At 59.1% G+C, this 25,079-nt stretch carries 26 protein-coding genes; 10 read left to right on the top strand and 16 right to left on the bottom strand.

All coding sequences use genetic code 11. The features are described 5' to 3' along the window. Window positions 1-8: 8 nt before the first annotated feature. Window positions 9-1,544: a two-component system sensor histidine kinase PdhS2 gene (pdhS2, locus tag ACQZ45_RS26360; protein ID WP_111801625.1), complete on the top strand. Its 1,536-nt coding sequence runs from the start codon at window positions 9-11 to the stop codon at window positions 1,542-1,544. Between the two features lie 16 nt (window positions 1,545-1,560). Here pdhS2 and ACQZ45_RS26355 read toward each other — a convergent pair whose 3' ends face one another. Both ACQZ45_RS26355 and cobT read right to left on the bottom strand, forming a co-directional pair. Next, complete coding sequence (locus ACQZ45_RS26355; RefSeq protein ID WP_003516084.1) at window positions 1,561-1,965, bottom strand: diacylglycerol kinase; 405 nt, start codon at window positions 1,963-1,965, stop codon at window positions 1,561-1,563. Window positions 1,966-1,973: 8 nt separating this feature from the next. Then, entirely contained in the window at window positions 1,974-3,008 is a 1,035-nt protein-coding gene (cobT, locus tag ACQZ45_RS26350; protein ID WP_003516086.1) for a nicotinate-nucleotide--dimethylbenzimidazole phosphoribosyltransferase, read from the bottom strand. A gap of 131 nt (window positions 3,009-3,139) precedes the next feature. Between cobT and ACQZ45_RS26345 the strand changes: the two genes are divergently transcribed. The 3 genes from ACQZ45_RS26345 to ACQZ45_RS26335 are packed head-to-tail and all read left to right on the top strand — an operon-like array spanning window position 3,140 to window position 4,843. Continuing rightward, on the top strand, window positions 3,140-3,925 hold the full coding sequence (locus ACQZ45_RS26345; protein ID WP_112682347.1) for an adenosylcobinamide-GDP ribazoletransferase: 786 nt from the start codon (window positions 3,140-3,142) through the stop codon (window positions 3,923-3,925). A 19-nt stretch (window positions 3,926-3,944) separates the two neighbouring features. After that, window positions 3,945-4,139: a DUF1289 domain-containing protein gene (locus ACQZ45_RS26340; protein ID WP_113291135.1), complete on the top strand. Its 195-nt coding sequence runs from the start codon at window positions 3,945-3,947 to the stop codon at window positions 4,137-4,139. After that, on the top strand, window positions 4,136-4,843 hold the full coding sequence (locus ACQZ45_RS26335) for a retropepsin-like aspartic protease family protein (RefSeq protein WP_113291136.1): 708 nt from the start codon (window positions 4,136-4,138) through the stop codon (window positions 4,841-4,843). The genes ACQZ45_RS26340 and ACQZ45_RS26335 overlap by 4 nt, the downstream gene beginning before the upstream one ends. 115 nt (window positions 4,844-4,958) lie before the next feature. On the opposite strand, the gene ACQZ45_RS26330 is transcribed toward ACQZ45_RS26335, so the two are convergent. The 5 genes from ACQZ45_RS26330 to ACQZ45_RS26310 form a co-directional block, all read right to left on the bottom strand. Next, window positions 4,959-5,720 (bottom strand): ABC transporter permease, encoded by a 762-nt coding sequence (locus tag ACQZ45_RS26330; protein WP_003516094.1) that lies wholly within the window; start codon window positions 5,718-5,720, stop codon window positions 4,959-4,961. After that, complete coding sequence (locus tag ACQZ45_RS26325) at window positions 5,717-6,643, bottom strand: ABC transporter ATP-binding protein (protein WP_019567066.1); 927 nt, start codon at window positions 6,641-6,643, stop codon at window positions 5,717-5,719. The genes ACQZ45_RS26330 and ACQZ45_RS26325 overlap by 4 nt, the downstream gene beginning before the upstream one ends. A 105-nt stretch (window positions 6,644-6,748) precedes the next feature. Then, window positions 6,749-7,570 (bottom strand): sulfite exporter TauE/SafE family protein, encoded by an 822-nt coding sequence (locus ACQZ45_RS26320; protein WP_113291137.1) that lies wholly within the window; start codon window positions 7,568-7,570, stop codon window positions 6,749-6,751. 402 nt (window positions 7,571-7,972) lie between these two features. Beyond that, a complete protein-coding gene (locus ACQZ45_RS26315; RefSeq protein ID WP_019567064.1) occupies window positions 7,973-9,241 on the bottom strand; it encodes an extensin-like domain-containing protein in 1,269 nt (422 codons plus the stop codon). A gap of 304 nt (window positions 9,242-9,545) precedes the next feature. Further along, complete coding sequence (locus tag ACQZ45_RS26310; protein ID WP_448742616.1) at window positions 9,546-11,360, bottom strand: methyl-accepting chemotaxis protein; 1,815 nt, start codon at window positions 11,358-11,360, stop codon at window positions 9,546-9,548. A 251-nt stretch (window positions 11,361-11,611) separates the two neighbouring features. Here ACQZ45_RS26310 and ACQZ45_RS26305 point away from each other — a divergent pair, with 251 nt between their 5' ends. After that, window positions 11,612-11,926: a DUF1883 domain-containing protein gene (locus ACQZ45_RS26305; protein WP_013636426.1), complete on the top strand. Its 315-nt coding sequence runs from the start codon at window positions 11,612-11,614 to the stop codon at window positions 11,924-11,926. A gap of 81 nt (window positions 11,927-12,007) precedes the next feature. Here ACQZ45_RS26305 and ACQZ45_RS26300 read toward each other — a convergent pair whose 3' ends face one another. Together ACQZ45_RS26300 and ACQZ45_RS26295 are read right to left on the bottom strand one after the other, a co-directional pair. Continuing rightward, window positions 12,008-13,324: a replication-associated recombination protein A gene (locus ACQZ45_RS26300; RefSeq protein WP_113291139.1), complete on the bottom strand. Its 1,317-nt coding sequence runs from the start codon at window positions 13,322-13,324 to the stop codon at window positions 12,008-12,010. Next, window positions 13,321-14,727, bottom strand: coding sequence for a DegQ family serine endoprotease (locus tag ACQZ45_RS26295; protein WP_003516104.1), 1,407 nt, complete (start codon window positions 14,725-14,727; stop codon window positions 13,321-13,323). The genes ACQZ45_RS26300 and ACQZ45_RS26295 overlap by 4 nt, the downstream gene beginning before the upstream one ends. Window positions 14,728-14,901: 174 nt before the next feature. Between ACQZ45_RS26295 and ACQZ45_RS26290 the strand changes: the two genes are divergently transcribed. Beyond that, the gene (locus ACQZ45_RS26290) at window positions 14,902-15,255 is read left to right on the top strand and encodes a lysozyme inhibitor LprI family protein (RefSeq protein ID WP_003516106.1); all 354 of its coding nucleotides are present in this window, start codon (window positions 14,902-14,904) and stop codon (window positions 15,253-15,255) included. Window positions 15,256-15,258: 3 nt separating this feature from the next. Here ACQZ45_RS26290 and ACQZ45_RS26285 read toward each other — a convergent pair whose 3' ends face one another. Together ACQZ45_RS26285 and ilvD are read right to left on the bottom strand one after the other, a co-directional pair. Beyond that, the gene (locus ACQZ45_RS26285) at window positions 15,259-16,260 is read right to left on the bottom strand and encodes a serine hydrolase domain-containing protein (RefSeq protein WP_113291140.1); all 1,002 of its coding nucleotides are present in this window, start codon (window positions 16,258-16,260) and stop codon (window positions 15,259-15,261) included. A gap of 264 nt (window positions 16,261-16,524) precedes the next feature. Continuing rightward, on the bottom strand, window positions 16,525-18,360 hold the full coding sequence (gene ilvD / locus ACQZ45_RS26280; protein ID WP_013636431.1) for a dihydroxy-acid dehydratase: 1,836 nt from the start codon (window positions 18,358-18,360) through the stop codon (window positions 16,525-16,527). Window positions 18,361-18,672: 312 nt separating this feature from the next. On the opposite strand from ilvD, the gene msrP reads away from it, so the two are divergent. Both msrP and msrQ read left to right on the top strand, forming a co-directional pair. After that, entirely contained in the window at window positions 18,673-19,614 is a 942-nt protein-coding gene (msrP, locus tag ACQZ45_RS26275) for a protein-methionine-sulfoxide reductase catalytic subunit MsrP (protein WP_003516111.1), read from the top strand. Window positions 19,615-19,616: 2 nt separating this feature from the next. Further along, window positions 19,617-20,264: a protein-methionine-sulfoxide reductase heme-binding subunit MsrQ gene (gene msrQ, locus ACQZ45_RS26270; protein WP_003516113.1), complete on the top strand. Its 648-nt coding sequence runs from the start codon at window positions 19,617-19,619 to the stop codon at window positions 20,262-20,264. On the opposite strand, the gene ACQZ45_RS26265 is transcribed toward msrQ, so the two are convergent. Then, window positions 20,218-20,646: a ribosomal maturation YjgA family protein gene (locus tag ACQZ45_RS26265; protein ID WP_003516114.1), complete on the bottom strand. Its 429-nt coding sequence runs from the start codon at window positions 20,644-20,646 to the stop codon at window positions 20,218-20,220. The genes msrQ and ACQZ45_RS26265 overlap by 47 nt on opposite strands. A 57-nt stretch (window positions 20,647-20,703) precedes the next feature. Here ACQZ45_RS26265 and ACQZ45_RS26260 point away from each other — a divergent pair, with 57 nt between their 5' ends. Continuing rightward, window positions 20,704-21,576 carry a DUF817 domain-containing protein gene (locus ACQZ45_RS26260; protein WP_003516116.1) on the top strand — a complete coding sequence of 291 codons (873 nt, stop codon included), beginning with the start codon at window positions 20,704-20,706 and terminating at the stop codon, window positions 21,574-21,576. Between the two features lie 219 nt (window positions 21,577-21,795). Continuing rightward, the gene (locus tag ACQZ45_RS26255) at window positions 21,796-22,119 is read left to right on the top strand and encodes a hypothetical protein (protein WP_333717822.1); all 324 of its coding nucleotides are present in this window, start codon (window positions 21,796-21,798) and stop codon (window positions 22,117-22,119) included. Between the two features lie 79 nt (window positions 22,120-22,198). Here ACQZ45_RS26255 and rplQ read toward each other — a convergent pair whose 3' ends face one another. The 4 genes from rplQ to rpsM all read right to left on the bottom strand — a co-directional run bounded on the left by rplQ (window position 22,199) and on the right by rpsM (window position 24,845). Beyond that, on the bottom strand, window positions 22,199-22,624 hold the full coding sequence (rplQ, locus tag ACQZ45_RS26250) for a 50S ribosomal protein L17 (protein WP_003495230.1): 426 nt from the start codon (window positions 22,622-22,624) through the stop codon (window positions 22,199-22,201). Between the two features lie 118 nt (window positions 22,625-22,742). Further along, window positions 22,743-23,753: a DNA-directed RNA polymerase subunit alpha gene (locus tag ACQZ45_RS26245; RefSeq protein ID WP_003516121.1), complete on the bottom strand. Its 1,011-nt coding sequence runs from the start codon at window positions 23,751-23,753 to the stop codon at window positions 22,743-22,745. 195 nt (window positions 23,754-23,948) lie between these two features. Continuing rightward, window positions 23,949-24,338 (bottom strand): 30S ribosomal protein S11, encoded by a 390-nt coding sequence (rpsK, locus tag ACQZ45_RS26240; RefSeq protein WP_003495225.1) that lies wholly within the window; start codon window positions 24,336-24,338, stop codon window positions 23,949-23,951. Between the two features lie 138 nt (window positions 24,339-24,476). Further along, entirely contained in the window at window positions 24,477-24,845 is a 369-nt protein-coding gene (rpsM, locus tag ACQZ45_RS26235; RefSeq protein WP_003516122.1) for a 30S ribosomal protein S13, read from the bottom strand. Window positions 24,846-25,079: the final 234 nt, after the last annotated feature.

Below are 25,079 nucleotides of genomic sequence, written 5' to 3'. Positions count from 1 at the left end.
TTGTAACAATGAGTAAAAGCGTCAGCACGTCCACCGATAAGATCATCGTCGACCGTTCACGAAAGCACCGTAACAAGGCTGTTTTCGACACGGTGAAGACGACGCGTGAACGCTTGCAGCAAGGCGCTGGCGGCAGCGAAGCCTATGAACGTGAAATGCTGACGATGCACATCGCAGAAGCCCTTCAGGGCGCGATGGTCATGCCGCTTTTCATCGTATTCGCCTCCATCATCGGTTTGTATATCACGGGTGACATAGGGCTGATCATCTGGTCGCTCATTGCGCTGAGTTTCCATGCCATGTCTCTGGTGCTGGCCAAAAGAGCCGCCAAACAGGGGATAACGGCCGAAAATCTGCCGAAGTGGCGCAATCTCTTCCTTGCCATGCAGATCCTCATCGGTTGCGCCTGGGCAATGTTCGCCTTGGCCGAACCGGTGCGCAACAACCCGACACTCGTTATTTTCTTCAAGGGCGCGACGCTGCTGATCGCGCTTTCGCTTACCGCCATGGCCAATTTCATGCTGCGGCGGGCCACCTTCATGACCTTCCTGCCGGTGCTGGCGGCGCTGTGCGTCACCTCCGTCGTCTCCCGCGATCCCTTCGATGTTGGCCTCGCCCTGATGTTCGGCATGGCGATTCTTTTCTGTCATCGCATCACCAGCAGGCTTTACCAGACCAGCATCAAGCTGCTGTCGTCGCAGACTGAAAAAGATGATCTGATCGCCGAACTCGAAGTCGCCAACTCGATGTCGGATGAGGCGCGGCGGCGTGCGGAAGAGGCCAATCTGGCGAAATCGCGCTTTCTCGCCTCCATGTCGCACGAGCTGCGAACCCCGCTCAACGCTATTCTCGGCTTCTCCGAAGTCATGTCAGCAGAGGTGCTCGGTCCGCTCAACAATCCGCTCTATAAGGAATATTCCGGCGACATCCACCGTTCCGGCCAGCATCTGCTCGACCTCATCAACGAAATCCTCGACCTGTCGCGTATCGAGGCCGGTCGCTACGACCTCAATGAAGAAGCGGTCTCGATGCTTGAAATCGCCGAAGATTGCATCGGCATGATCCAGCTTCGCGCCCGCGCCAAGACCATCAGGATTTCGCAGCAGTTTGAAAGCAGCCTGCCGCAGGTCTGGGCGGATGAAAAATCGATCCGCCAGGTCATCCTCAACCTGCTCTCCAACGCCGTCAAATTCACCCCGCAGGGCGGTGAAATCCTCGTGAAGGCAGGCTGGACGGCGGGTGGCGGGCAATATGTGTCGATCAAGGACAACGGCCCCGGCATTCCAGAGGAAGAAATCCCCGTGGTGTTGTCTGCCTTCGGTCAGGGATCGATCGCGATCAAGAGCGCCGAACAGGGAACCGGGCTCGGCCTGCCCATCGTTCAGGCCATCCTTGCCAAGCATGACGGCCAGTTCATCCTGAAATCGAAATTGCGTGAAGGCACCGAAGGCATCGCCATCCTGCCGGCAAAACGCGTGCTGCAAAGCCTGCCAGCCGTGGAGGAAACCCACGCCATCCAGCCACGCCGCCGGTCCTTCGCCTAAGCGTCAAATCTGCCGTTCAGAAGAACAGCGTCGTCACCAGCGAATAAAGCACGAAAAATCCGTTTGCCGTCAAAAGGCAGAAGACGGCGAAGGAACCGAGATCCTTGGCGTGCCGCCCGACGGAAGAAATTTCCGGCGAGATGCGATCCACCAACTCCTCAATCGCGGTATTGAGCGCCTCGACCGCGAACAAAAGCAGCATCAGCACCGTAAAGACGAGAAGATGCGCAAACGGCGCGCGGGCGACCAGAAGCAGGGCAAGGCCGACGCCGAAGGCGAGAACCTCGTGCCGGAACGCCGCTTCCTGCCACAGCCGTCCAAGCCCCTGCAAGGAATAGCGGGCAGCAGCAAAAAGATGCCGCCATCCCTTTTCCTTGCGAAAGGCAGGTTCCGGTTGCTTCTTCTGCGGCGTTGCGTCCATCTTGGGCCTCAATGCTCAGTGTGGGAATGGGTACCAGTATCGACACCGGCAGCTTCGAAAGTCGCCATGCCGGAATGGCAGGCGGCGGCAGCCTTGACGATGCCGGCGGCCAAAGCGGCACCCGTGCCCTCGCCAAGCCGCATGCCCAGCGCCAGAAGCGGCGTTTTGCCAAGTTTCTCGACGGCAGCCAGATGGCCCGGTTCACCGGAGACATGGCCGATCAGGCAATGGTCGAGCGCCGAAGGATTGGCAGCCTTCAACAGCGCGGCAGCGGCAGTCGCCACATAACCGTCGATCAGCACGGGAATGCGCTGCACGCGCGCGGCAAGGATCGCGCCGGCAATCGCCGCAATCTCACGGCCACCAAGACGGCGCATGATTTCGAGCGGATCGGACAGATGGTCCTTGTGGAACTCGACGGCAGCCTTCACCGCCGCGATCTTGCGCGCCATGACCTCGCCTTCGGAGCCGGTACCGGGACCGGTCCATTCTTCAGCCGTACCGCCATAGAGCGCCAGATTGATCGCCGCTGCGATGGTCGTGTTGCCGATGCCCATTTCGCCAACGCAGAGAAGGTCGGTACCGCCAGCAATCGCCTCCATGCCGAAGGCCATGGTGGCGGCGCAATCGCGCTCGGAAAGGGCAGGCTCGCAGGTGATGTCGCCGGTCGGGTAGTCAAGTGCCAGATCGAAAATCTTCAGACCGAGATCGTTGGTGACGCAAATCTGGTTGATCGCCGCACCGCCTGCCGCAAAATTCTCCACCATCTGCTGCGTCACGGACGTCGGATAGGGCGTGATGCCGTGCCGGGTGACGCCATGATTGCCGGCGAAAATCGCCACCAGCGGACGGGTGACGGCGGGCGAGCGACCCGACCATGCGGCAAGCCACATGGCGATTTCTTCCAGCCGACCGAGCGAACCGGCCGGTTTCGTCAGTTGCGCATTGCGCTCCTTGGCCGCGACCAGCGCATGCGTATCCGGGCCGGGAAGCTCGCGCAGCAGCGCGCGGAAATCGTCGAAGGGCAATCCGCTCATGCTCATGGTATCTGTCTTTCTCGTCGTCGGATTGGCGGAAACTTGTGTTTTCCGGCAAATCGGTCTTTGTTGCGCCTCTCATAATCGCGGACGCGCCGCGGAACAACCGGAAATGCAAGCACAGCAGCGGAGAGAGCATGAAGGCCGGGGATTTTATAACAGATGTCATGCATTCCGTTGCCTTTCTCAGCCGCCTGCCGGTCCCATCGCGCTTCTTCGGTGAAGGTGACGGTCCATCGATGCGCCGGACAGCACGCGCTTTTCCCGCCGCAGGCCTCCTGATCGCCCTGCCCGCTGCTGTGCTCGTGGTGGCATTAGCGAAGTTCGACGCCTCACCGCAGCTCACCGGCTGGCTTGCCATCGCCGTCACCGCGCTCATAACCGGTGCGTTGCACGAAGACGGCTTGGCGGATATGGCCGATGGCTTCGGCAGCGGCAAGGACAAGCCGAAAACGCTTGAGATCATGAAGGACAGTCGCATCGGCAGCTATGGCACGATCGCCATGGTCCTGTCCTTTGCACTGCGCGCCACGGCACTCGCATCGCTTATAGAAACCCTGCCTGCCAAGACCGCCGCCGCCTGCCTGATTGCCGCGCTGGTGGTGAGTCGCGCCCTGATGGTATGGCACTGGCAGTCACTGCCCGCCGCCAAAACCTCCGGCATCGCCGCCGGCGCCGGCCAACCCGGGGAAAGCGAGCGCAACATCGCGCTCGCAACAGGGTTGCTGCTGCTCGTGCTTTTCACGCTGCATGCCCTGCCCTTTGTGTCTATCGTAGTCGTTCTGGCGGCTGCCTGCCTCGCGACGATGCTGTTCGGCAGGCTCTGTGTCAGCAAGATCGGCGGCCACACCGGCGACACAATCGGCGCCAGCCAGCAGATCACGGAGATCGTTACTCTCATCGCTCTTGCCCTTGCGACGTGACAGACTGATATAGATCCCCATGGAAACACCCTGCATTCATATCTGCTCCCTCGACGCCACAAACAGCCTCTGTATCGGTTGCGGACGCACGCTGGACGAGATCGGCGGCTGGGCAAGCTATAGCGACGAAAAGCGCCGCATGATCATGCAGGCGCTTCCCGAAAGACTGGCAAAAACAGGCAAGGACACCTCCAGGGAGACGCACACCGCATGAACAGGCTGACTTTCGTTCTTCTCTTGCTGGCCGTGGGTCTCGGCCTGCTTCTCGTCAATCACGACAGCGGCCGCACCTTCGGCATCGACAACGAGAAATTCGGGCAGATCGTCTATCTCCTGCCGATTGCGGGATTGCTATCCGTCGGCATTCTGGCGGGAAGCCGCGGCAGCTTCGCAAGCGTTGTCCGGCAACTCGCCATCTGGCTCGTGATCATCCTCGGCCTCGTATCCGTCTATCTCTATCGCTACGACCTGCAATCCTTCGCCGACCGGCTGCTGGGTGGACTGATGCCCGGCCGTGCGGTGGTGGTGACGACCGCTGGCGGCGAACAGGAGATCATACTGCACAAATCCATGAGCGGCCATTTCGAGGCGAATGTCAGCATTGAAGGCAAAACCATCCACATGCTGGTCGATACCGGCGCGAGCTCCGTGGTGCTGGCCAATGCCGATGCCGCCGCCATCGGCATCGACACCACGAAACTGCGCTACACCGTGCCGGTGATGACCGCGAACGGCCGCACGGCCGCAGCGCCCGTCACCCTGTCCGAGATCGGCATCGGCCCGATCGCGCGGAGCAACATCCCCGCCCTCGTCGCGCAGGAGGGCCAACTGGGCCAGAGCCTGCTCGGCATGAGCTTCCTGTCGACGCTTGGTTCGATGCAGATACAGACCGATGAGTTGAGATTGCGAGACAGGTGAAACCTGCCGGGCAGACAGTTCCTGCTCGAGATCAAAAAATAACGTCTCGCTATCCGAATACGAAAACGCGCGGTGCAAACCGGGCGTATCACATTCACGGCAAACCTCTTTCCGGTCAGTTGCGCAGCCGGTAACCGGTCTTGAACATCCAGCCGACGACGCCGAGGCAGAGTGCGAGAAACAGCGTGATCATCGCCAGGCTGATGACGGGATTGACGTCGGCGATCTCGTAGAAGCTCCAGCGGAAACCGCTGATGAGGTAGAGCACCGGGTTGAAATGACTGACCGTCTGCCAGAAGGGCGGCAGCATGTCGATGGAGTAGAAGCTGCCGCCAAGGAATGTCAGAGGCGGCACCACCAGCATCGGGATGAGGTTCAGCTGCTCGAAATTCGTGGCCCAGATGCCGATGATGAAGCCGAACAGGCTGAAGCTCACCGCCGTCAGCACAAAGAACAGGATCATCATAAATGGATGGGCGATGGTGATATCCACGAAGAAGGAGGCCGTTATCAGGATGATCGTGCCGATCATCAGCCCCTTGGTCGCCGCCGCCCCGACATAACCGGCAACAATTTCCGTCATCGCCACTGGCGCAGACAATATCTCGTAGACCGTGCCGGTGAATTTCGGAAAATAGATGCCGAAAGAGCCGTTGCTGATGCATTGCGTCAAAAGCGTCAGCATGATTAGGCCGGGCGTTATGAACGCGCCATAGGAAACCCCGCCAACCTCCTGAATCCTTGAACCGATCGCCGTTCCGAAAACGATGAAATAGAGAGAGGTGGAAATGACGGGCGACACGACGCTCTGCAACAGGGTGCGGCGGGTGCGCGCCATTTCGAACAGGTAGATGGACTTGACGGCTTCGAAATTCATTTCTGGTCTCCTACCAGCGAGACGAAAATATCCTCAAGAGAGCTTTGACGTGTCGAAATATCCTTGAAATGGATGTTGGCACCGGAAAGCGCAGTCAGCAGATCGGCAATGCGCCCCTGCTCGCCGTTGTCCTCGATCTCGTAGGTGATGGTGTTGCGGTCATCCGAGAGCGAAAGGCCGAAGGATGAGAGACTGTCCGGCAACGCCTCCACCGGCTGCGAAAGTTCAAGGAAAAGCTGCTTGCGGCCGAGCTTCTTCATCAGCGCGGTCTTTTCTTCCACCAGCAACAATTGGCCGCCATTGATAACGCCCACCCGATCAGCGATCTCTTCCGCCTCCTCGATGTAATGCGTGGTCAAAATGATTGTGACGCCCTTGGAGCGCAGCTCGGAAACGACATTCCACATGTCGCGGCGCAAGGTAACATCCACACCCGCCGTCGGCTCGTCGAGGAAGAGGACCTTCGGTTCGTGCGCAAGCGCCTTGGCGATCAGCACGCGTCGCTTCATGCCGCCGGAAAGCTCCCGCAGCATATTGTCCTTCTTGTCCCAGAGCGACAGCGATTTCAGGACCCGCTCGATCAGTTCCGGGTTCTTCTTCTGCCCATGCAGACCACGCGAGAAGCTGACGGTGTTCCACACGGTCTCGAACTGGTCTGTCGTCAGTTCCTGCGGCACAAGGCCGATCAGGGCACGCGTCTGGCGAAAATCCTTCACCACATCATATCCGCCAACGAGAACCGAGCCTTCGCCCGGATTGACAAGCCCGCAGATGATAGAGATCAGCGTCGTCTTGCCGGCTCCGTTAGGCCCGAGAAGAGCAAGGATTTCCCCCTCCCTGATATCGAGGCTGACACCTTTGAGCGCCTGAAAGCCATTTGAGTAGGATTTGGTCAGATTCCGTATCGAAACAATGGCATTCATCGCGAATCTTTCGAAAAAAACGAGTAAGATGCACGCCATATAGGCCGTACAACCCGCAATTGCCAGCCCAACGGCCTGAACACTGCATTCGGCGGAGAGGGAAAATCAGCTGTAGACGCTGTAGAAAAACTGGGCCGCGACGAAGACCAGAAACACCCCGAAGGCCCGCTCCAGCTGCTTCTTGCTGAGTGCATGCGCCAGCCGCGCGCCATAGGGCGCGACGACAAGCGTGATGGGGATCAGCAGCGCGACGGCGATCCAGTTGATGAAGCCGGTGGAAAAAGGCGGCAGACCTGCATCACCCCAGCCGGCCCAGATATAGCCGAGGAGACCCGGCAGCGAAATAAGCACTCCGACACCGGAGGATGTGGCAACCGCCTGATGGATGGTGCGTCCGTAAAGCGTCATGAAAGTATTGTTCATTACCCCGCCGCCCACACCCATCAGGCCAGACAGAAGGCCGATGCCGGTGCCGACCAGAAAGCGGACCGGGTTTTTCGGCAGGTCTGAACCGAGATGCCAGCTCGCCCGGTTGAAGATCATCCGGAAGGCGAGCGCAAGCGCAATGAAAGCGAAGATCAGCCGCAGGGCGACGCTCGAGGCATGCGCAGCCACCACAGATGCGAGGATGGTGCCGAGCGGCACGGCGACGATCCAGCCCTTCAGGAGATCGATATCAACGGCACCTTTCTGGCGATGCGTCAGGAAGGAACGAACGGAGGTCGGCACGATGATGGCGAGCGAAGTCCCAAGCGACAGATGCATGCGCACCGCCTCCGGCACATCCAGAAGCCCGAACACATGGTAGAACACCGGCACCAGCACAGCACCGCCGCCAATGCCGAACAGCCCCGCCAGAAGTCCAGCGACCACGCCCGCGGCCGCAAGCGCCGAAGCAAAGACCAGTATCTCTGAAACAGGGGGCATGAAAGCAGGCTCCAGCGGGCCGTTGTCACAAACATGTGACGCTCATAGCGTATCAGAAAAGGGCGGCAAGCCATGTTGGCCGCAGGTCAGTACGGCGCGATGTTTTTTGCCGGATATCCGCACCGGATGGACCGTTTTATGGGATTTCTTCCCATTGCATGCCCTTGCAAAGACGCCGATATCCCCCGATTTAGGCAGTCTTCTTCAACCGGCCTTAGGGCCGGTCTTTTTTTGGGCGGCTAACACCAAACCCAACAGGCCCAAATTGTAATGTGGTCACATCCCCCCACTCCGTCATTCCGGGTAGCACCGGGACGGACGGGAAGTTACGGGTCGACGTGACGTACCACAACTAATGCCTCACGCCTATCGTCATGCACCACGGTGTCGTCTCGTCGCCCCCTAGTCGCAATGCCTGTAACCGGACTTGCGGGTGCGCAGGTCGAAGTGGAAATGGTTCCAGTGGTTGGGATCGCTGCCCGGCCCGAGAACCGTGGAGAAATATTTGCAGCTATCGGACCTCACTGCCTTCAGCAGCGCCTTTTCCCGGAAGGCGAAGAAGTTCTTGCTGCGAACGTCGATCTCCTTGCCGTTGTTCAGCGTTATGGTGCCGATATCGATGGCGTTGCCACGCGCATGTTCGGACCACGGATTGCTGGAGCGCGAATTCATCTTGCGGCAGGAATAACCGCCCATGGGCGTGATGCGCCCGACGCCTGAGAGGTAACGGAAGCGGGAGGACGGCACGAGTTCGAACTTTACCCATTTGGCGAAGGCAAGCGTGACCTGGCAATTGAGCTTCACTGCCGGGCGGATGGCAACGCCGCTGGCAAGCCCGCTGAGTTCGATCGGATAGTCGATACCGCAGGTCGGTCCATCTGCAATGCGCGCAACATCGCGGAAGGCGACGCCGAGACGGCGCAGCTCGGAGCGACAGGCCACTTCCGAGGATGGCATGACGCCGGGCGGCATGGCCGAGCGGTTGCTTTGCAGTCCGTCGCGGGCCATCGGATCATTGGGCATCAGCATGGCGACCTCCTCCACCGGCTGGCGGCGGGAAGAAGACCCCGGCGGCGGTGGCGGTATCAACCGCGACTGACCCGCACTTTGTTGCCGGCGAGCCGGAGAAACGGCAACCGGATTGTCGGTGCCGATGCCGTCCACCACCGGCTGGGCGGAAGCGCCTTCGGCAATATCGGCATCCTGCTCTTCCGCAAGTCCGCGAACCGGCTCCACGCCCAGCATGGAATCCATGTTCACCCCGCCCTCGCCTTCGGCGATCTGATTTGCGGCGCCCTGCTGGTTGGGCATGGCTGGGGAGGCCATACTTTGGCCGTTCGCGGCCATCCGCGCCTGATGCTGGCCATCCAGCGTGGAATAGCCCTGGCCGCGCTGTGGCGATTGCAGCAGGGGATCCTGCGAGGCATAAGGCTCCGGCATCGGCTGCGACACGGCTGCGGGATAATTGGTGGCCTGCCCGGTCCGCTCGGCCTGATAGACCGCACCCGGCGGCGCGCTGTAGCCTTGCTGCCGCGACGACCGGATGGCGCCGACACGTGTCGTGCCGTCAACCTCGGCCGGCGGCACAAGGCCCTCCGCCGAACACGACACCATGACCGTGGAAATCATCAACAACGTCACAAGACGACGCGGAAGGGAAACATACGCCATACGAGAACCTGTACCTTCAGCGGCCGCTACCCGCGGCAATACAGGTAAATTTTAAAGAAACGGGGTAAACGAATCCTTATTGGTTGGGAGAAATAACGAACCGGGCTGTTCCGTGAAGCGAGAAATGCGGAAGCCTCGAGCGAAATCATACCAAAGGTGTCAGCAAAGCTCCGCAAACCAACGCCTCTCACGATGCAGACACACCACGGGTCCGGCACGACGGAGGAGAGGTTGTCTCACTTCCTCGAAACAGAAAGGGCGCAGCCAAAGCCGCGCCCTGTAAACTATCTCAAGCGGATAAAAATCAAGCCGCCCGCGAAACCTCGCGCCCTGCCCCATGCCCGAGTTCGAAACGGGACAGCAGCGCGCGGAGCTGCCGGCTTTCTTCGGCCAGCGTCTGGCTGGCCGCCGTCGTCTCTTCCACCATGGCGGCGTTCTGCTGGGTCATCTGGTCCATGTGGTTGACGGAGGTGTTGATCTCCTGCAGGCCGGTGGCCTGTTCCCGCGCCGCCGTGGCGATGGAATTGACGTGGCCGTCGACCCGGTTGACCAGCGTCACGATCTCATCCAGCGCATCGCCCGTGGAGCGAACGAGTGCTACACCGCCGCCGACCTCTTCCGCCGAACGATTGATAAGGGTCTTGATCTCCTTGGCGGCATTGGCAGAGCGTTGCGCGAGTTCGCGAACCTCCTGCGCCACCACGGCAAAACCGCGTCCCGCTTCGCCTGCCCTTGCGGCCTCGACACCGGCATTCAGCGCCAGAAGGTTGGTCTGGAACGCGATTTCGTCGATGACGGAAATGATCTGCCCGATGCGCCGCGAAGATTCCTCAATACGGCCCATCGCATCGACGGCATTGCGCACGATCTCGCCCGAGCGACCTGCGCTCGTTTTTGTATCCTGCACCATTTGTCGGGCCTCGTTCGCCCGTTCGGAAGCGGTGCGCACCGTCGCGGTGATTTCGTCAAGAGCCGCCGCCGTCTCCTCCAGCGCCGCTGCCTGCTGCTCTGTCCGGCGCGAAAGATTGCCGGTCGCACCGCTGATGTCAGATGCGCTATCGTTGACGACATGGCCGGTTCTGGCGATCGCCTCGATCGCCCCATGCAGCGCGCCGACGGCGCGGTTGAAATCCATGCGCAGCTTTTCATATTCGCCGCCGATATCGGCAAGCTCGACGGTCAGATCGCCATTGGCGAGTGCTTCCAGCGAACTGCCGAGCTCGTTCATGGCATGAGCCTGACGCTCGGATGCGGAGCGCAACGCCATCTCGTTGCCATGCCGCGCCTCCTCCAGCGCCCGCTGCTGCCCCGCCTCGCGGGCCTGCAAGGCGCTGCGCTCGTTGACGCTGTCACGCAGCACCAGCAACGTCTTTGCAATGGCGCCGATTTCGTTGCGACGGTCGGCGAATTCAATTTCCGCCTCGCCGTCACCATCAGCGATCCGCTTCATACTCTGCCGGATGCGATCAATAGGCCGTGTCACGCTGCGCACGACGGCTGCAGCCACGCCGACCACCAGAAGGCCGGACAGAACACACACTGCGATGTTGAAATAGGCGTTGCTCCAGAAAACCGCCTCAAGATCGTCGACATAAACGCCAGTGCCGACAATCCATCCCCAAGGCGCGAAACCGGCGACATGGGAAAACTTCTCGACTGGGTCCGGCGCGCCGGGCTTGGGCCAATAATAATCGACAAAGCCCTGGCCGCCCGCCTTCACCGTATTGACGAATTCGACGAACAGCGCCTTGCCGTTCGGATCCTTGTTGGCAGTGAGATCGCTGCCGTTCATCTCGGGCTTGATCGGATGCATCACCATCTTGGGATGCATGTCGTTGATCCAAAAATAGCCGCTGCCGTTGCCATAGCGCATCGCCGCAATCGTGGTCTTGGCTTGCTGCTGCGCAGCCTCACGCGTCAGGGTGCCACCCTGCTCCAGCCGGTAATATTGCTCAAGAATGGCGACAGCCGTTTCGTTCATGGATGCGAGCCCCGCTTTACGCTCGCGTTCCATCTCATGAAAGGTCTCGAACAGGCTGAATGTAAGTGCCGCAGTCAATATTGCCAGAAACAATGCAACGAGCGCATAAAGGCGCATAGATATCGTGACGTTTTTCATATTCCCCCCAACGCCGCTGACGGCACTTCGACCAGCGTATGTTAGAGTTAAAAAATTTATTATAACTGAATACGCTTATTATACGTTAGTATTATTCCAGACCTCCTCCTCCCAACCCGCCAATACTCTCCACGGCCCTTCAAAGCCGGCGCAGCGACCCGAAATTCTACAGGGTGCTGCCGTTTTAAAGAGCTCGTTAACCCTGACGTCCTATCCTCTTTTGCCAAAATACAGGTACAGGGAGACGCGCAATGTCACGGCCGAATTTCCGCTTTACACACTATGACCTGAAGGAATTGCGGGCTGGGACGACCATTGAGGTGTCCCTTTCGGCCGTCAACAATGTACGGCTGATGACAGGCGCAAATTTCCAGCGTTTCACAGAATTGCTCGATTTCAAATATCTCGGCGGCGTCGCGAAAAAATCGCCGATCCGCATCAGCATTCCCGAGACCTTGCACTGGCATCTGGTGATCGATGCCGAAGGGCATAGCGGTCTGGCGGAATCCTCGGTCAAGATGCTGCCTGCGCCGTCGCAAGTCATACAACACCGGAAGGCATCCTGATTTCCCTTTGGAAACAGTTGGATGGCGCGGTTTTACGACTCATTTTGGCAAGCGCCTGATTCTTTTTGTGAAGAAAGCTTTTTAACGCGAACCGCGCTCGCGGCGCAGCTTCGCCCACCAGTCGAGACGCTTGCGGATGTCCCGCTCGAAACCCCTGTCGGGCGGATCGTAAAACGTCTTGCGACCCATTTTTTCCGGAAAATAGTCCTGTCCCGAAAAGGCATCCGGCTCGTCATGGTCGTAACGGTAGCCGTCACCGTAACCCTCGCCCTTCATCAGCTTTGTGGGCGCGTTCAGAATATGTTTTGGCGGCACCAGCGAGCCGTTTTCCTTGGCCGCCCGCATCGCCGATTTGAAGGCTGTGTAAACGGCATTCGATTTCGGCGCGGTGGCGAGATAGACGCAGGCCTGCGCCAGCGCCAGTTCGCCTTCCGGTGACCCCAGATAATCATAGGCGTCCTTGGCGGCATTGCAGACGGCAAGCGCCTGCGGATCGGCAAGGCCGATATCCTCCACCGCCATGCGCACCAGCCGCCTCCCGATAAAGAGCGGGTCTTCGCCGGCATCGAACATGCGGCAGAGATAATAAAGCGCCGCATCCGGGTCCGAACCGCGCACCGATTTATGCAGCGCGGAAATCAGATTGTAGTGGCCGTCCTGTCCCTTGTCGTAAACCGGCGCGCGCCGCTGCACGATGCGCGTCAGCCCTTCGGTATCGAAAGTCTCGTCCTTGCGCGCCGCACGCCAGACCTCTTCGGCAAGCGTCAGCACGGCGCGGCCATCGCCATCGGCCATCCGGATCAGGCTGACACGCGCCTCCTCGGTCAGCGGCAGAGGCTTGCCCTCCGCCTCTTCGGCGCGCTTCAAAAGCTCGCCCAGGCTCTCTTCGTCATGCGAACCGAACGTGAGGACACGCGCCCGCGACAAAAGAGCGGCATTCAGTTCAAAGGACGGGTTTTCGGTGGTTGCACCCACAAGAATGATGGTGCCGTCTTCCATGACCGGCAGGAAGCTGTCCTGCTGGGCACGGTTGAAACGATGGATCTCGTCAACAAAAAGCAGCGTCTGCCGGCCGTTCATCCGGCGTGTGCGTGCTACCTCGAAAACCTTCTTGAGATCGGCAACACCGGAAAAGATCGCCGAAATCTGTTCGAAAGCCAGCCCGGCCTCGCCCGAAAGCAGACGGGCGACCGTCGTCTTGCCGGTGCCGGGCGGTCCCCAGAAGATCATCGATCCGAGTGAGCCGCTATCGATCATACGGCGCAGCACGCCCTCTTCACCCGTCAGATGCGGCTGCCCGGTCACCTCCGCCAGTGTCTTCGGACGCAGGCGGTCGGCAAGAGGCCGCCGGTTGGCGACCTCGACAGGCACCTGTGGGGCAAAGAGGTCATCGCTCATCGCAGGAACTGCCGGATACGTTGACCGTCACGCAGGATTTCCACCCGCCAGAAGCCGGGATTGTCGTCCAGCGCCTTTTCGACCGCAGCCGTGGAGCCGATATCCGAGCCATTCAGCGATAGGATGACGTCCTTCGGCTGGAAACCGACCCGATAGGCCGGCGAACCGCGCTTCACATCGGTGACGACAACGCCGGTCACCTGCGAAGGCATGCGCAGTTCATCCGCAAGCTTCGGCGAGAGATTGGCGACAGTCGCGCCCGCCAGGGGATTGCGTCCCTCCAGCAGGCGTTCATCACGCGGCGCGGTTTCCGGCGCCGTGTCGAGCGCAATGGTCACCTTCTTCTCTTTGCCCTTCTCCACCAGCGTCAATTCGGCAGACTTGCCGATGCCAGCCGTCGTGAGGCGATAACCGAGTGCATCGGGATGTTCCACCTCCAAACCGTTGACCGCCGTTACGACCTGCCCCGGCTCGATGCCAGCCTTCTCCGCCGGGCCGCCCTTGACGACGCTGACGACGAGCGCACCGCGCGCGCGGTGCAGGCCAAGCGCCTCGGCGACATCGGAGGTGACGGGATCGAAGGTCGCGCCGATATAGGGCCGCTGGAAGTTGGCGTCGCCACGCTCGGCGGCGGCAACGAAAACGCGGACCAGATTGGCGGGAATGGCAAAACCGATGCCGTTCGACCCGCCGCCCTTGGAGAAGATGGCAGTATTGATGCCGATCAACTCACCCGCCATGTTCATCAGCGCACCGCCGGAATTGCCGGGGTTGATGGAGGCGTCGGTCTGGATGAAGAAGCCGAAATCGCCCTGCGTCACCTGGTTGCGCGCCAGCCCCGAGACGATGCCGCTTGTTACCGTCTGGCCGACACCGAAGGGGTTGCCGATGGCAAGCACGAGATCGCCGACTTCAATGGCATCCGAATTACCAAGCGAAAGCACCGGAAACTGTTCCTTCGCGTCGATCTGCAGAATGGCAAGATCGACCCGGTCGTCCTTCAGCAGCACCTTGGAGGAGAATTCACGCCCATCCGCCAGCGCCACCTTGATGTCGTCGGCGCCATCGATGACGTGATTATTGGTCACCACGAGGCCGCCGGCCGTCACGATCACACCCGATCCTAGCGACGACTGTTTCTCCGTGCGGTTCGGCATCTGCTGGCCGAAGAACTGTTCGAAGAACGGGTCGCCGGCAAAGGGCGACGAGCGCCGCTGCACGATGCGTTCGGCATAGACATTCACCACAGCGCCTGCGGTACGCTTGACCAGCGGCGCGAAGGAAAGCTGCATTTCCGTGTGGCTTGCGGGCACGGTCTTGTTGTCCTGCGCCTGCGCTCCGACCGGAACGAGAAGCAGCGCCGCAAGAAAGCCGGTGGACAGATACTTCAGCACGCTCTGCATGTGATTCCTCATCCTCATCAGTATGATGGAGTTATAACGTGAAAGCCTATAAAGCAAAGCGCGGCAAGATGATGGCCGATCTTTTTCATGCGATGACCGGCTTGTGCTGGTGGAACCAACAGCACCCCATTTCGGTTTCCCCCACACGAGCCTGTCCTCAAAATGAGACGACCCATGCACATGAAACAGACAATCCTTGCCTCCGGCATCCTCTTCGCCTGCGCTTCACTGGGTTCGCCCGCCAACGCCGCCAGCTTCGATTGCACGAAGCCTGATCTGGCCGCGGATGAAAAGGCGATCTGCGACAACCGCGCCCTCAACGACCAGGACGTGAAGATGGTCACCACCTTCGACATCCTGACACAACTGATGGCGATGGGCGCACGCGACACCTTGCGCGAAGAACAGAGCCAATGGTTGAAAAAGCGCCAGGAATGCAACGCGGATGTCGCCTGCATCACAAGTGCCTATGAGGAGCGCATGAAGCGGCTCGGGGAAGCTTTCCAGAGCATAAACAGACCGCTCTGATTTTCACGCAACGCGAATGATATTCTCCATCAGCCCATGCAATTGGTCGCGATAACCGGTTCTCGCCGAAGGCGCATCCTCACGGGACGTCATAACCACCGAGAGCCGTTTGGCGGGGACGATATAGAGCATCTGCCCGCCATAGCCCCAGGCATAATAAACCGTCTCGCCCGCCATCTCCTTGATGAACCAGCAATAGCCGTAACCATCGCCGTTGAAGACGGAATTGGTGCGTTGTTGCCAGGATTGATCGATCCAGCTCTGCGAAATCAAACGCTCGCCGCCTGGCGTCACCCCGCCCAGCCGGTAAAGCTCGCCGAAAGCCAGCAGCGACCGCGCCGTCATCGCCATCTGGTTGCCGCCGAGATAGATGCCCTGCGGATCGCGCTCCCAGCCGCCGATTGAGAAGCCCTCCAGCGGCCGGAACCAGTCGCGCGCCAGCGACAGCGTCGAACGGCCGGATGCCTTGGTCAAAATCGCCGAAAGCAGATGCGTGGAACCGGTGGAGTAAAGCATGCCACCGCCCGGCTCTCCGGCAAAACCCGACCCCAGCGCCATTCGCACCCAGTTGCGGCTGGCGACCCAGCGGCCGTAGTTCGGGCCGGACATTCGTTCCAGACCGGATTGCATGGAAAGCAGGTTGCCGATGGTTACCCTTTCCAGACGCGCATCGGGGTTCGGCGGAAAATCGCTGCGCAGGATCGTGGCAATCGGCTGATCCGCCCCGGCCAATATCTTGCGGTCGATCGCCATGCCGACCAGCGCGGAAATCACAGATTTCGAGGCCGACTTGATGTTGGTGGAACCCATAAGGCTGGCGCCGTGATAGGCACGGCTGGCCACCTCCTGGCCGTCAATACTGACGATGGCGGCTTTCAGGCTCGAAAGCGCATCCGCCTCGTTGAGCAATGGACTGAAGCGGGCGCCATTGCCGGGTGTTTGCCCGTGGGCAAGGCGGGCGAAAGGCAGGGATGCGATAAGGCCGAGTGCGGTTCGTCTTTTCATGGTGCTGAAGTTAGGCATCGCGGCGCGTTGGAAAAGGGCAAGTGACGGAACATCACTCCAATGTGACTGCTGGCATGGAGGGTGGACGGCCGGATGGTTTAGAATTTGCGTTTCAGAAACAACGTGTTGCGCGAGCTTGGAGAATCAAGCTCTGAGGCAATTGAATCTGTTTCTTAACGACGCGCGTAATCTGGGTCAGAACAAGAAAAAGCCGCTCAGAAGAGCGGCTCAGGCTGCCTGCAATGTAGGACCCTGCCCGCCAGATTACTCCGGCAAAATCCGAACAGCACCCTTGTCGGCACTGGACGCAAAAGCCGCATAGGCCTTCAGCGCTGTCGTGACGTTGCGCTTGCGGAACTCCGCAGGCTTCCAGCCGAGCTGATCCTGCTCGGCGCGGCGGGCTGCCAGTTCCGCATCCGTAACTTTGAGGTTGATCGTGCGGTTGGGAATATCGATCTCGATCAAGTCGCCCTGACGCACGAGGCCGATAGCGCCGCCCTGCGCCGCTTCCGGCGAGGCATGGCCGATGGACAGGCCGGATGTGCCGCCCGAAAAACGTCCGTCGGTGATCAGCGCGCAGGCTTTGCCGAGGCCCTTGGACTTGAGGTAGCTGGTCGGATAGAGCATTTCCTGCATTCCGGGGCCGCCCTTCGGTCCTTCGTAACGAATGACGACGACATCACCTGCCTTGACCTCGTTGGAAAGAATGCCCTTCACCGCCGCGTCCTGGCTTTCGTAAACAACCGCCGGACCGCTGAATTTAAGGATGGATTCGTCGACACCCGCCGTCTTCACGATGCAGCCATCAAGAGCGATGTTGCCATAAAGCACGGCCAGACCGCCATCCTTGGAGAAAGGCTTTTCAACCGAGCGGATAACGCCGTTTTCACCGTCCGTATCCAGATCGTCCCAGCGCGACGACTGGCTGAAGGCCACCTGCGTCGGAACGCCGCCGGGGGCAGCCTTGAAGAACTGCCGCACGGTTTCGCTGTTGGTGCGGGTGATGTCCCAACGGTCGATGGCGTCGCCCAGCGTCGCCTCGTGCACCGTGTAGGTATCGCGATTGAGGAGACCGCCACGATCCAGCTCACCGAGAATGCGCATGATGCCGCCGGCGCGGTGAACGTCTTCCATGTGCACGTCCTGCTTGGCAGGCGCGACCTTGGAAAGGCAGGGAACCTTGCGGGAAAGACGGTCGATGTCTTCCATGCCGAAATCGACACCGCCCTCATGCGCTGCCGCCAGAATATGCAGCACCGTGTTGGTGGAACCGCCCATGGCGATATCCAGCGACATGGCGTTTTCAAACGCAGCCTTGTTGGCAATGGTGCGCGGCAGAACGGTCTCGTCGTCCTGCTCGTAATAACGGCGCGCCAGATCGACGATCAGGTGACCGGCCTCGACGAACAGGCGTTTGCGGTCCGAATGGGTGGCAAGCGTCGAACCGTTGCCGGGCAATGACAGGCCTAGCGCCTCGGTCAGACAGTTCATGGAATTGGCAGTGAACATGCCGGAACAGGAACCGCAGGTCGGGCAAGCGGAACGCTCGATGATCTTGACGTCCTCATCGGAAATCTTGTCGTCCGCAGCTGCGACCATGGCGTCAACCAGATCGAGCGCGACCGTCTTGCCATGCAGAACGACCTTGCCCGCTTCCATCGGACCACCGGAAACGAAGACGGCGGGGATGTTGAGGCGCATCGCCGCATTCAGCATGCCGGGGGTGATCTTGTCGCAGTTGGAGATGCAAACCATCGCGTCGGCGCAATGGGCATTGACCATGTATTCGACCGAGTCAGCGATGATTTCGCGCGACGGCAGCGAATAAAGCATGCCGTCATGGCCCATGGCGATGCCGTCATCGACAGCGATGGTGTTGAATTCCTTGGCAACGCCACCGGCCGCTTCGATTTCACGCGCAACGAGCTGGCCGAGATCCTTCAGATGCACATGGCCCGGCACAAATTGCGTGAAGGAATTGACAACCGCGATGATGGGCTTGCCGAAATCGCTGTCCTTCATGCCGGTGGCGCGCCATAGGCCGCGCGCGCCCGCCATGTTGCGGCCGTGGGTTGTCGTTCTGGAGCGATAGACTGGCATGGTGTTTTCCTCGATCTCTTGGGCAGAAGAGCGCATTCCCGCACCGCGGTCAAAATGCCCTCGCCCTATTTTGCGGTTTTTCTAGCGCAAACCGTAAGCCCTGTCACTGTCACCTTCGGGCAAAACAGTACGGTTCGGTACGGTACGCCCGGTTTGAATGTTGCAATTCGCGCGGCCCGTCATCACAAATGCGCGATTTTTGCCGCCCGACCGCTGTTTTTGCGCAGAGTGCTGAAACATATCTGTGCAGCGGCCGTATAGCCTATCATAATCGATTTATCGCCGATGCACCCGGCTTTTGTGGAGGTTGAAATGCCCGCCTATCGTCCGCCCCTCATCCCGGCACGAGAAATCACGCCGAAGAATATCTACCTCTCGAGACGTGGCTTCCTGGGCACGGCGGCGGGGCTTGCGGCAATCGGGCTTTCCGGCCGCGAGGCTGTCGCCACTCCGCTTGCTGCCAAAGCAGGCGCCTACAAGCTGGACGAGAAGCTCACCCCGCTCGATGCCGTCACCAGCTACAATAATTTCTATGAGTTCGGAGTGGGCAAATCCGACCCGAAGGAAAATTCCGGCAAGTTCAAGCCCACCCCATGGACGGTGAAGGTGGATGGCCTTGTCTCCAAACCGCAGGAATTCGGCATCGAAGAGCTGATGAAATATCAGCTAGAGGAGCGCACCTATCGCATGCGCTGCGTCGAGGGCTGGTCGATGGTCATTCCGTGGATCGGTTTCCCTCTCGCCGCGCTTCTCGACAAGGTGGAGCCACTCGGCAGCGCGAAATACGTGTCCTTCGAAACCGTGGTGCGGCCGGAGGAAATGCCGGGCCAGAGCGGCCTGTTCCAGCCTCTGTCCTGGCCCTATGTCGAGGGTCTGCGCCTAGATGAGGCCCGCCATCCTCTCACCATTCTTGCCGTTGGACTATACGGCGAAACCCTGCCGAACCAGAATGGCGCGCCCATTCGCCTCGTCGTTCCCTGGAAATACGGCTTCAAGGGCATCAAATCCATCGTACGTATTTCGCTTGTCGAGAAACAGCCGGACACGACGTGGAAAAACTCCAACGCCCGCGAATACGGTTTCTATTCCAACGTCAATCCGCATGTGGACCATCCGCGCTGGAGCCAGGCAACGGAACAGCGCATCGGCGAAGGCGGCTTTTTTGGCACCCAGAACCGCCCTACCCTGATGTTCAACGGCTATGACGAGGTGGCAAGCCTCTATACCGGCCTCGACCTAAAGGCGAATTACTGATCATGGCCCTCGCCTTTTCGCTTCCCTCACTGCCGAAGCGTTACCAGCCGGCAGCCATCTGGTCGCTTTATGTCATCGGCCTCTGTCCCGGCCTCTGGTATTTTTACCTCGCCGCAACCGGCGGCCTCGGCTTCAACCCAGTCAAGGATTTCGAGCACCTGCTCGGCATCTGGGCACTGCGCTTTCTATGCCTCGGCTTGCTGGTGACGCCGCTGCGCGATCTCTTCAACATAAACCTCATCGCCTATCGCCGGGCGTTGGGACTGATCGCCTTCTATTACGTGCTGGCACATTTCAGCGTCTATCTGGTTCTGGACCGCGGCCTGGTCTTCAGCTCCATCGCCGCTGATATTCTCAAGCGGCCCTATATCATGTTCGGCATGGCGGGGCTCGTCATGCTGCTGCCGCTCGCGCTCACCTCCAACCGCTGGTCGATCCGCAAGCTCGGCAGCCGCTGGAACACGCTGCACAAGCTCGTCTATCTCGTGCTCATCGTCGGCGTACTGCATTTCGTGTTGGCGCGAAAATCGATCACGCTCGAGCCGGTGTTTTATATCAGTACGATGGTGGTGTTGCTCGGGTATCGGCTGGTGCGGCCCTCGATCATGGCGGCGAAGAGGGCAAGGCGCGCAAGCCCCGTCCGGACGTAAAGGACGCCACCGCGATCCCGCCGATATAGCAAACGATATTCCACACCGAGAAAACGCGGCCGAGCAGCAAAGCTCCGGCCGCCGTTGCGCGAAACGCGTCCAGCGCCGGGAAATGAACGAGCCGAATCAATTCCACGACGACGACGGCGATGACGGCGATGTGAACCTCGTAACCGTACCAGCGGGACGGAAGGATGGCCGCCAGCAGCAGATAGACCATCGCCCCCCAGAGCACGGATCCGCCATATTTTACCGCCACGAACGGCAATCCCACCTCGTAGCCGAACGCCCGCAAGCAAAGACCGCCAATGATCACAATCATGGCCGCCGCCAAAAGCCGGATGCGGGCAAAATAAGGCGGGGAAAGGCGTGACGGACCCATGCGAGTTCCTTCCGGTTTTCGTATGAAAATTTAACGGATACAAATCGAGGCGCGAACATGAGCATAGCAACAGGCCCAGCCGCAACCCGCCTCTCGGTTTTGGACAATCTTCTGTGCGATACCTATCCTTGGGGCGAACTCAAGGGCATCAGGCGCTTTGTCATCGAATTTCTCTATTTCGGTATCAAGGAAGCCCGTGCCTGCCTGTTTGCGGGATTGTTCTTCATTTCCATCTTCGTAGTGCCGCATGGTGGGGTATTTGGCATTCCGCGTTATGACGTGCTGCTGATCGTCGCGCTCGGCATCCAGTTCTTCATGATCTGGAGCAGGCTGGAAACGCTTGACGAGGCCAAGGCCATCCTGCTGTTCCATATCGTCGGCTTCGCGCTTGAGGTGTTCAAGACGTCAAGCGCTATCCAGTCCTGGTCCTACCCCGACTTCGCATATAGCAAGGTCCTCGGCGTGCCGCTCTTTTCCGGCTTCATGTACGCCGCCGTCGGCAGCTACATCATCCAGGCGTGGCGCCTGCTGGATGTGCGCATTCGCAATTATCCCACCTATTGGATGGCAACGCTGATCGGCATCGCCATCTACGCCAACTTCTTCACCCACCACTTTATCGGTGACTACCGCTGGTACATCGCCGCCTGCGCCATCGGCCTCTATTCCCGCGCAACAGTGGTCTACCGTCCCTATGATCGGGATCGAAAGATGCCGCTGCTTCTCTCCTTCGTCCTGATAGGGTTTTTCGTCTGGCTGGCGGAAAACATCTCCACATTCTTCGGTATCTGGAAATATCCCGATCAGATCGGCGCCTGGTCCGTGGTGCATATCGGCAAGTGGAGTTCGTGGTCGCTGCTGGTCATCATGACGTTTACGATTGTCGCGCAACTCAAGCACATCAAGGCCCGCATCCACGTTCCGGAGTGAAGCGAGCGCTTTCCAAGCATCGTTAAAAACGACGATTGCAGGACATCGAGCCGATAGAGAGCAATAACTTAGATATCATTAAGTAAATCCTGCCAAAAAATCTACCGGGCGATATACAAGACAAGCGAAAATACCGAAGTTGGCGTATTTATTGTTCACGACGCCAGCCGCCCTAATGGCTTCTATGTTGATACAGCTTACCATCGGAACGCCGATATTGTGAAAAAGACCATTACACCCGCGCCCGTATTCCTGAAATTTACAGGCTATATGATCCAAGACTTCGAAATGTTCGAAAGCTTGGATGGCGTCTTACTTTTAGGTTTGTATCACTTAACCAAAAAGGAGCGAAATGAGCTCAATACATTCCTTGCATCCCTGTTGCGCTCTGATGTTTCAGATGGCTTGATTGGAGATCTTTGGAACACATCCAATGCTGAATTTGGTGCCGAAGGTAAGGGAATTAGATGGCTTCTCAACCGGACCGTCGAGTTGATCGAAGGTGACGACGGCACTGACGGTTACTATCTGCGTCGTTCATGACTATTCTTTTGGAAAATAAAAAAGCCGGGTGATTTCTCACCCGGCTTTTTAATTCACGACGCCTGAACGGCGTCAGACCTTACGCAGCTTCGGCAGCAGCAGCTTCCGCAGCAACGCGAGCCTTGTCGGCTGCGCCCTTGGCGTCAACGTCACGCTCGACGAATTCAACAACGGCCAGAGCCGCGTTGTCGCCCTGGCGGAAGCCAGCCTTCATGATGCGCAGGTAGCCGCCGTTGCGGGTTGCGTAACGCGAAGCGATTGCGTCGAACAGCTTGCGAACAGCGTCCTGATCCTTGATCTGCGAGATCGCCTGACGACGAGCGTGCAGGTCGCCGCGCTTGCCAAGCGTCACGAGACGCTCAACGATCGGACGGATTTCCTTCGCCTTAGGAAGGGTGGTGACGATCTGCTCATGGGTGATGAGCGAAGCAGCCATGTTGGCAAACATTGCCTTGCGGTGGCTGGCGGTTCTATTGAGCTTGCGGCCTGAATTACCGTGGCGCATTGCTATTCTCCTTCTACGCAGGTGCCTTCTCTAAGGCCTGCCGTTTCCTGGCACATGCAGATGACTTATCTGCTGTTTGACGGGGAAAGGCAGTCTTTAAGGTCTGCCTTCTTGTTTGTTAGTATTGGTCTTCGTAACGCTTGGCGAGATCTTCGATGTTCTCAGGCGGCCATGCCGGTACTTCCATACCGAGGTGCAGACCCATGGAAGCGAGAACTTCCTTGATTTCGTTCAGCGACTTGCGACCAAAGTTCGGCGTGCGAAGCATTTCGGCTTCGGTCTTCTGGATCAGGTCGCCGATATAGACGATGTTGTCGTTCTTCAGGCAGTTTGCCGAACGAACGGACAGTTCCAGCTCGTCGACCTTCTTGAGAAGCGCCGGGTTGAACGCGAGTTCGGTAACCGATTCTTCTTCTGCTTCCTTCTGCGGCTCGTCGAAGTTGACGAAGACGCCGAGCTGGTCCTGAAGAATGCGAGCGGCGAAGGCAACGGCGTCTTCGCCGGAAACCGAACCGTTGGTCTCGATCGTCATGATCAGCTTGTCATAGTCGAGAACCTGACCTTCACGGGTGTTTTCCACCTTGTAGGACACTTTCTTGACCGGAGAATACAGGCTGTCCACCGGAATGAGGCCAATTGGGGCATCTTCCGCGCGGTTGCGCTCAGCCGGTACGTAACCCTTGCCGTTGTTGACGGTGAATTCCATGCGGATTTCAGCGCCTTCGTCCAGCGTGCAGATCACGTGGTCGGGGTTCAGGATCTCGATGTCGCCAACCGTCTGGATGTCACCAGCGGTTACCGAACCCGGACCCTGCTTGCGCACGACCATGCGCTTGGAATCGTCACCATCCATCTTGATGGCGATTTCCTTGATGTTGAGCACGATATCCGTCACATCTTCCCGAACGCCGGGGATGGAGGAGAATTCGTGCAGGACACCGTCGATCTGCACGGCCGTAACAGCGGCACCACGCAGAGAAGACAACAGAACGCGACGCAGCGCGTTGCCGAGAGTAAGACCGAAACCACGCTCCAGCGGCTCGGCAACGAGAGTTGCCTTGGTGCGGCTGGACGAGGTGAACTCGACCTTGTTCGGCTTGATAAGTTCCTGCCAGTTCTTCTGAATCATCTTTAAACCTTCCGTTCGCCGCCACCATCCAATCGTGACGGACCGAGCATGAAAACACTGAGAGGAACCTAATTCCGCGGTTCATCAGTGGGTTCTTGAGCGCAAGTCCGTCGATCGAAATCGACGCGCACACGCCAGATACACGAAAATTCCGCCAGACCGAAGGAAAGGCGGAATTTCCGAACCACGGTCGCGTCAGACGCGGCGCTTCTTGCGCGGACGGCAACCGTTGTGCGGGATCGGCGTCACGTCGCGAATGGAAGTGATCATGAAACCGGCAGCCTGCAGAGCGCGAAGTGCCGATTCACGGCCGGAACCCGGACCGCAAACTTCAACTTCAAGCGACTTCATGCCGTGTTCCTGAGCCTTCTTCGCGCAATCTTCAGCAGCGATCTGGGCAGCAAACGGGGTCGACTTGCGCGAACCCTTGAAGCCCTTGGCACCAGCGGACGACCAGGCAATAGCATTGCCCTGTGCGTCGGTGATGGTGATCATCGTGTTGTTGAAGGTCGAGTTGACATGCGCGACGCCCGACGTGATATTTTTACGTTCGCGACGGCGAACGCGTGCGGCTTCCTTGGCCATTTTATACCTTTCATTGATCTCTTCACCGCCGTAACACCAGCGGCTACACCGGCGATCGACCCGTTTCCGAGCTTCACGCCAAACTCAGAAAGGCTGGCGCAGACCGCACCAGCCTCTCCTTTCCGGAGAACCGGAAAATTACTTCTTCTTACCAGCGATAGCCTTCGCCGGACCCTTACGGGTGCGGGCGTTGGTGTGCGTGCGCTGACCGCGGACCGGAAGCCCACGACGGTGACGCAGGCCGCGGTAGCAGCCGAGGTCCATCAGACGCTTGATGTTCATCGAGGTCTCGCGACGAAGATCGCCTTCGACCTGATAGTCGCGGTCGATGGCTTCGCGGATCTGAAGAACTTCAGCATCCGTAAGCTGATGAACGCGCTTGTCAGCCGGAAGACCGACCTTGTCCATGATTTCCTGCGCGAATTTCGGACCAATCCCGTGAATATACGTCAGCGCAATAACAACGCGCTTTGCAGTCGGGATGTTGACGCCAGCGATACGTGCCACGTCTTTTCTCCTTGGTTCCAGTTGCCATCCGGCAAGTGGTGATTCCATTCGAGCGGCCGACACGACCGCCAGTTCAAAATTGATGTCCGTGACAAGTCAAAACGACCGAACCCGGATTTCCCTCCCTTAAGGGAAATCCGCGCCAGTCGCTTGGGATGTCGCGAGTTGGCGCGGTGTTTAACGGAATCAGCGCTAAAAAGCAACCGGCTCCGCCAAGATTCTTTTGCGATCCAA

The organism is Agrobacterium sp. 16-2014-1-2a, assembly GCF_053522705.1.
This window is presented reverse-complemented; position numbering and strand designations above follow the sequence as displayed.

Bases quoted from the DNA above. Each gene is read 5' to 3' on its own strand.
- pdhS2 (WP_111801625.1), top strand. From the start codon at position 9: ATGAGTAAAAGCGTCAGCACGTCCACCGATAAGATCATCGTCGACCGT.
- ACQZ45_RS26355 (WP_003516084.1), bottom strand. From the start codon at position 1,965: ATGGACGCAACGCCGCAGAAGAAGCAACCGGAACCTGCCTTTCGCAAG.
- cobT (WP_003516086.1), bottom strand. From the start codon at position 3,008: ATGAGCATGAGCGGATTGCCCTTCGACGATTTCCGCGCGCTGCTGCGC.
- ACQZ45_RS26345 (WP_112682347.1), top strand. From the start codon at position 3,140: ATGAAGGCCGGGGATTTTATAACAGATGTCATGCATTCCGTTGCCTTT.
- ACQZ45_RS26340 (WP_113291135.1), top strand. From the start codon at position 3,945: ATGGAAACACCCTGCATTCATATCTGCTCCCTCGACGCCACAAACAGC.
- ACQZ45_RS26335 (WP_113291136.1), top strand. From the start codon at position 4,136: ATGAACAGGCTGACTTTCGTTCTTCTCTTGCTGGCCGTGGGTCTCGGC.
- ACQZ45_RS26330 (WP_003516094.1), bottom strand. From the start codon at position 5,720: ATGAATTTCGAAGCCGTCAAGTCCATCTACCTGTTCGAAATGGCGCGC.
- ACQZ45_RS26325 (WP_019567066.1), bottom strand. From the start codon at position 6,643: ATGAATGCCATTGTTTCGATACGGAATCTGACCAAATCCTACTCAAAT.
- ACQZ45_RS26320 (WP_113291137.1), bottom strand. From the start codon at position 7,570: ATGCCCCCTGTTTCAGAGATACTGGTCTTTGCTTCGGCGCTTGCGGCC.
- ACQZ45_RS26315 (WP_019567064.1), bottom strand. From the start codon at position 9,241: ATGGCGTATGTTTCCCTTCCGCGTCGTCTTGTGACGTTGTTGATGATT.
- ACQZ45_RS26310 (WP_448742616.1), bottom strand. From the start codon at position 11,360: ATGAAAAACGTCACGATATCTATGCGCCTTTATGCGCTCGTTGCATTG.
- ACQZ45_RS26305 (WP_013636426.1), top strand. From the start codon at position 11,612: ATGTCACGGCCGAATTTCCGCTTTACACACTATGACCTGAAGGAATTG.
- ACQZ45_RS26300 (WP_113291139.1), bottom strand. From the start codon at position 13,324: ATGAGCGATGACCTCTTTGCCCCACAGGTGCCTGTCGAGGTCGCCAAC.
- ACQZ45_RS26295 (WP_003516104.1), bottom strand. From the start codon at position 14,727: ATGCAGAGCGTGCTGAAGTATCTGTCCACCGGCTTTCTTGCGGCGCTG.
- ACQZ45_RS26290 (WP_003516106.1), top strand. From the start codon at position 14,902: ATGCACATGAAACAGACAATCCTTGCCTCCGGCATCCTCTTCGCCTGC.
- ACQZ45_RS26285 (WP_113291140.1), bottom strand. From the start codon at position 16,260: ATGAAAAGACGAACCGCACTCGGCCTTATCGCATCCCTGCCTTTCGCC.
- ilvD (WP_013636431.1), bottom strand. From the start codon at position 18,360: ATGCCAGTCTATCGCTCCAGAACGACAACCCACGGCCGCAACATGGCG.
- msrP (WP_003516111.1), top strand. From the start codon at position 18,673: ATGCCCGCCTATCGTCCGCCCCTCATCCCGGCACGAGAAATCACGCCG.
- msrQ (WP_003516113.1), top strand. From the start codon at position 19,617: ATGGCCCTCGCCTTTTCGCTTCCCTCACTGCCGAAGCGTTACCAGCCG.
- ACQZ45_RS26265 (WP_003516114.1), bottom strand. From the start codon at position 20,646: ATGGGTCCGTCACGCCTTTCCCCGCCTTATTTTGCCCGCATCCGGCTT.
- ACQZ45_RS26260 (WP_003516116.1), top strand. From the start codon at position 20,704: ATGAGCATAGCAACAGGCCCAGCCGCAACCCGCCTCTCGGTTTTGGAC.
- rplQ (WP_003495230.1), bottom strand. From the start codon at position 22,624: ATGCGCCACGGTAATTCAGGCCGCAAGCTCAATAGAACCGCCAGCCAC.
- ACQZ45_RS26245 (WP_003516121.1), bottom strand. From the start codon at position 23,753: ATGATTCAGAAGAACTGGCAGGAACTTATCAAGCCGAACAAGGTCGAG.
- rpsK (WP_003495225.1), bottom strand. From the start codon at position 24,338: ATGGCCAAGGAAGCCGCACGCGTTCGCCGTCGCGAACGTAAAAATATC.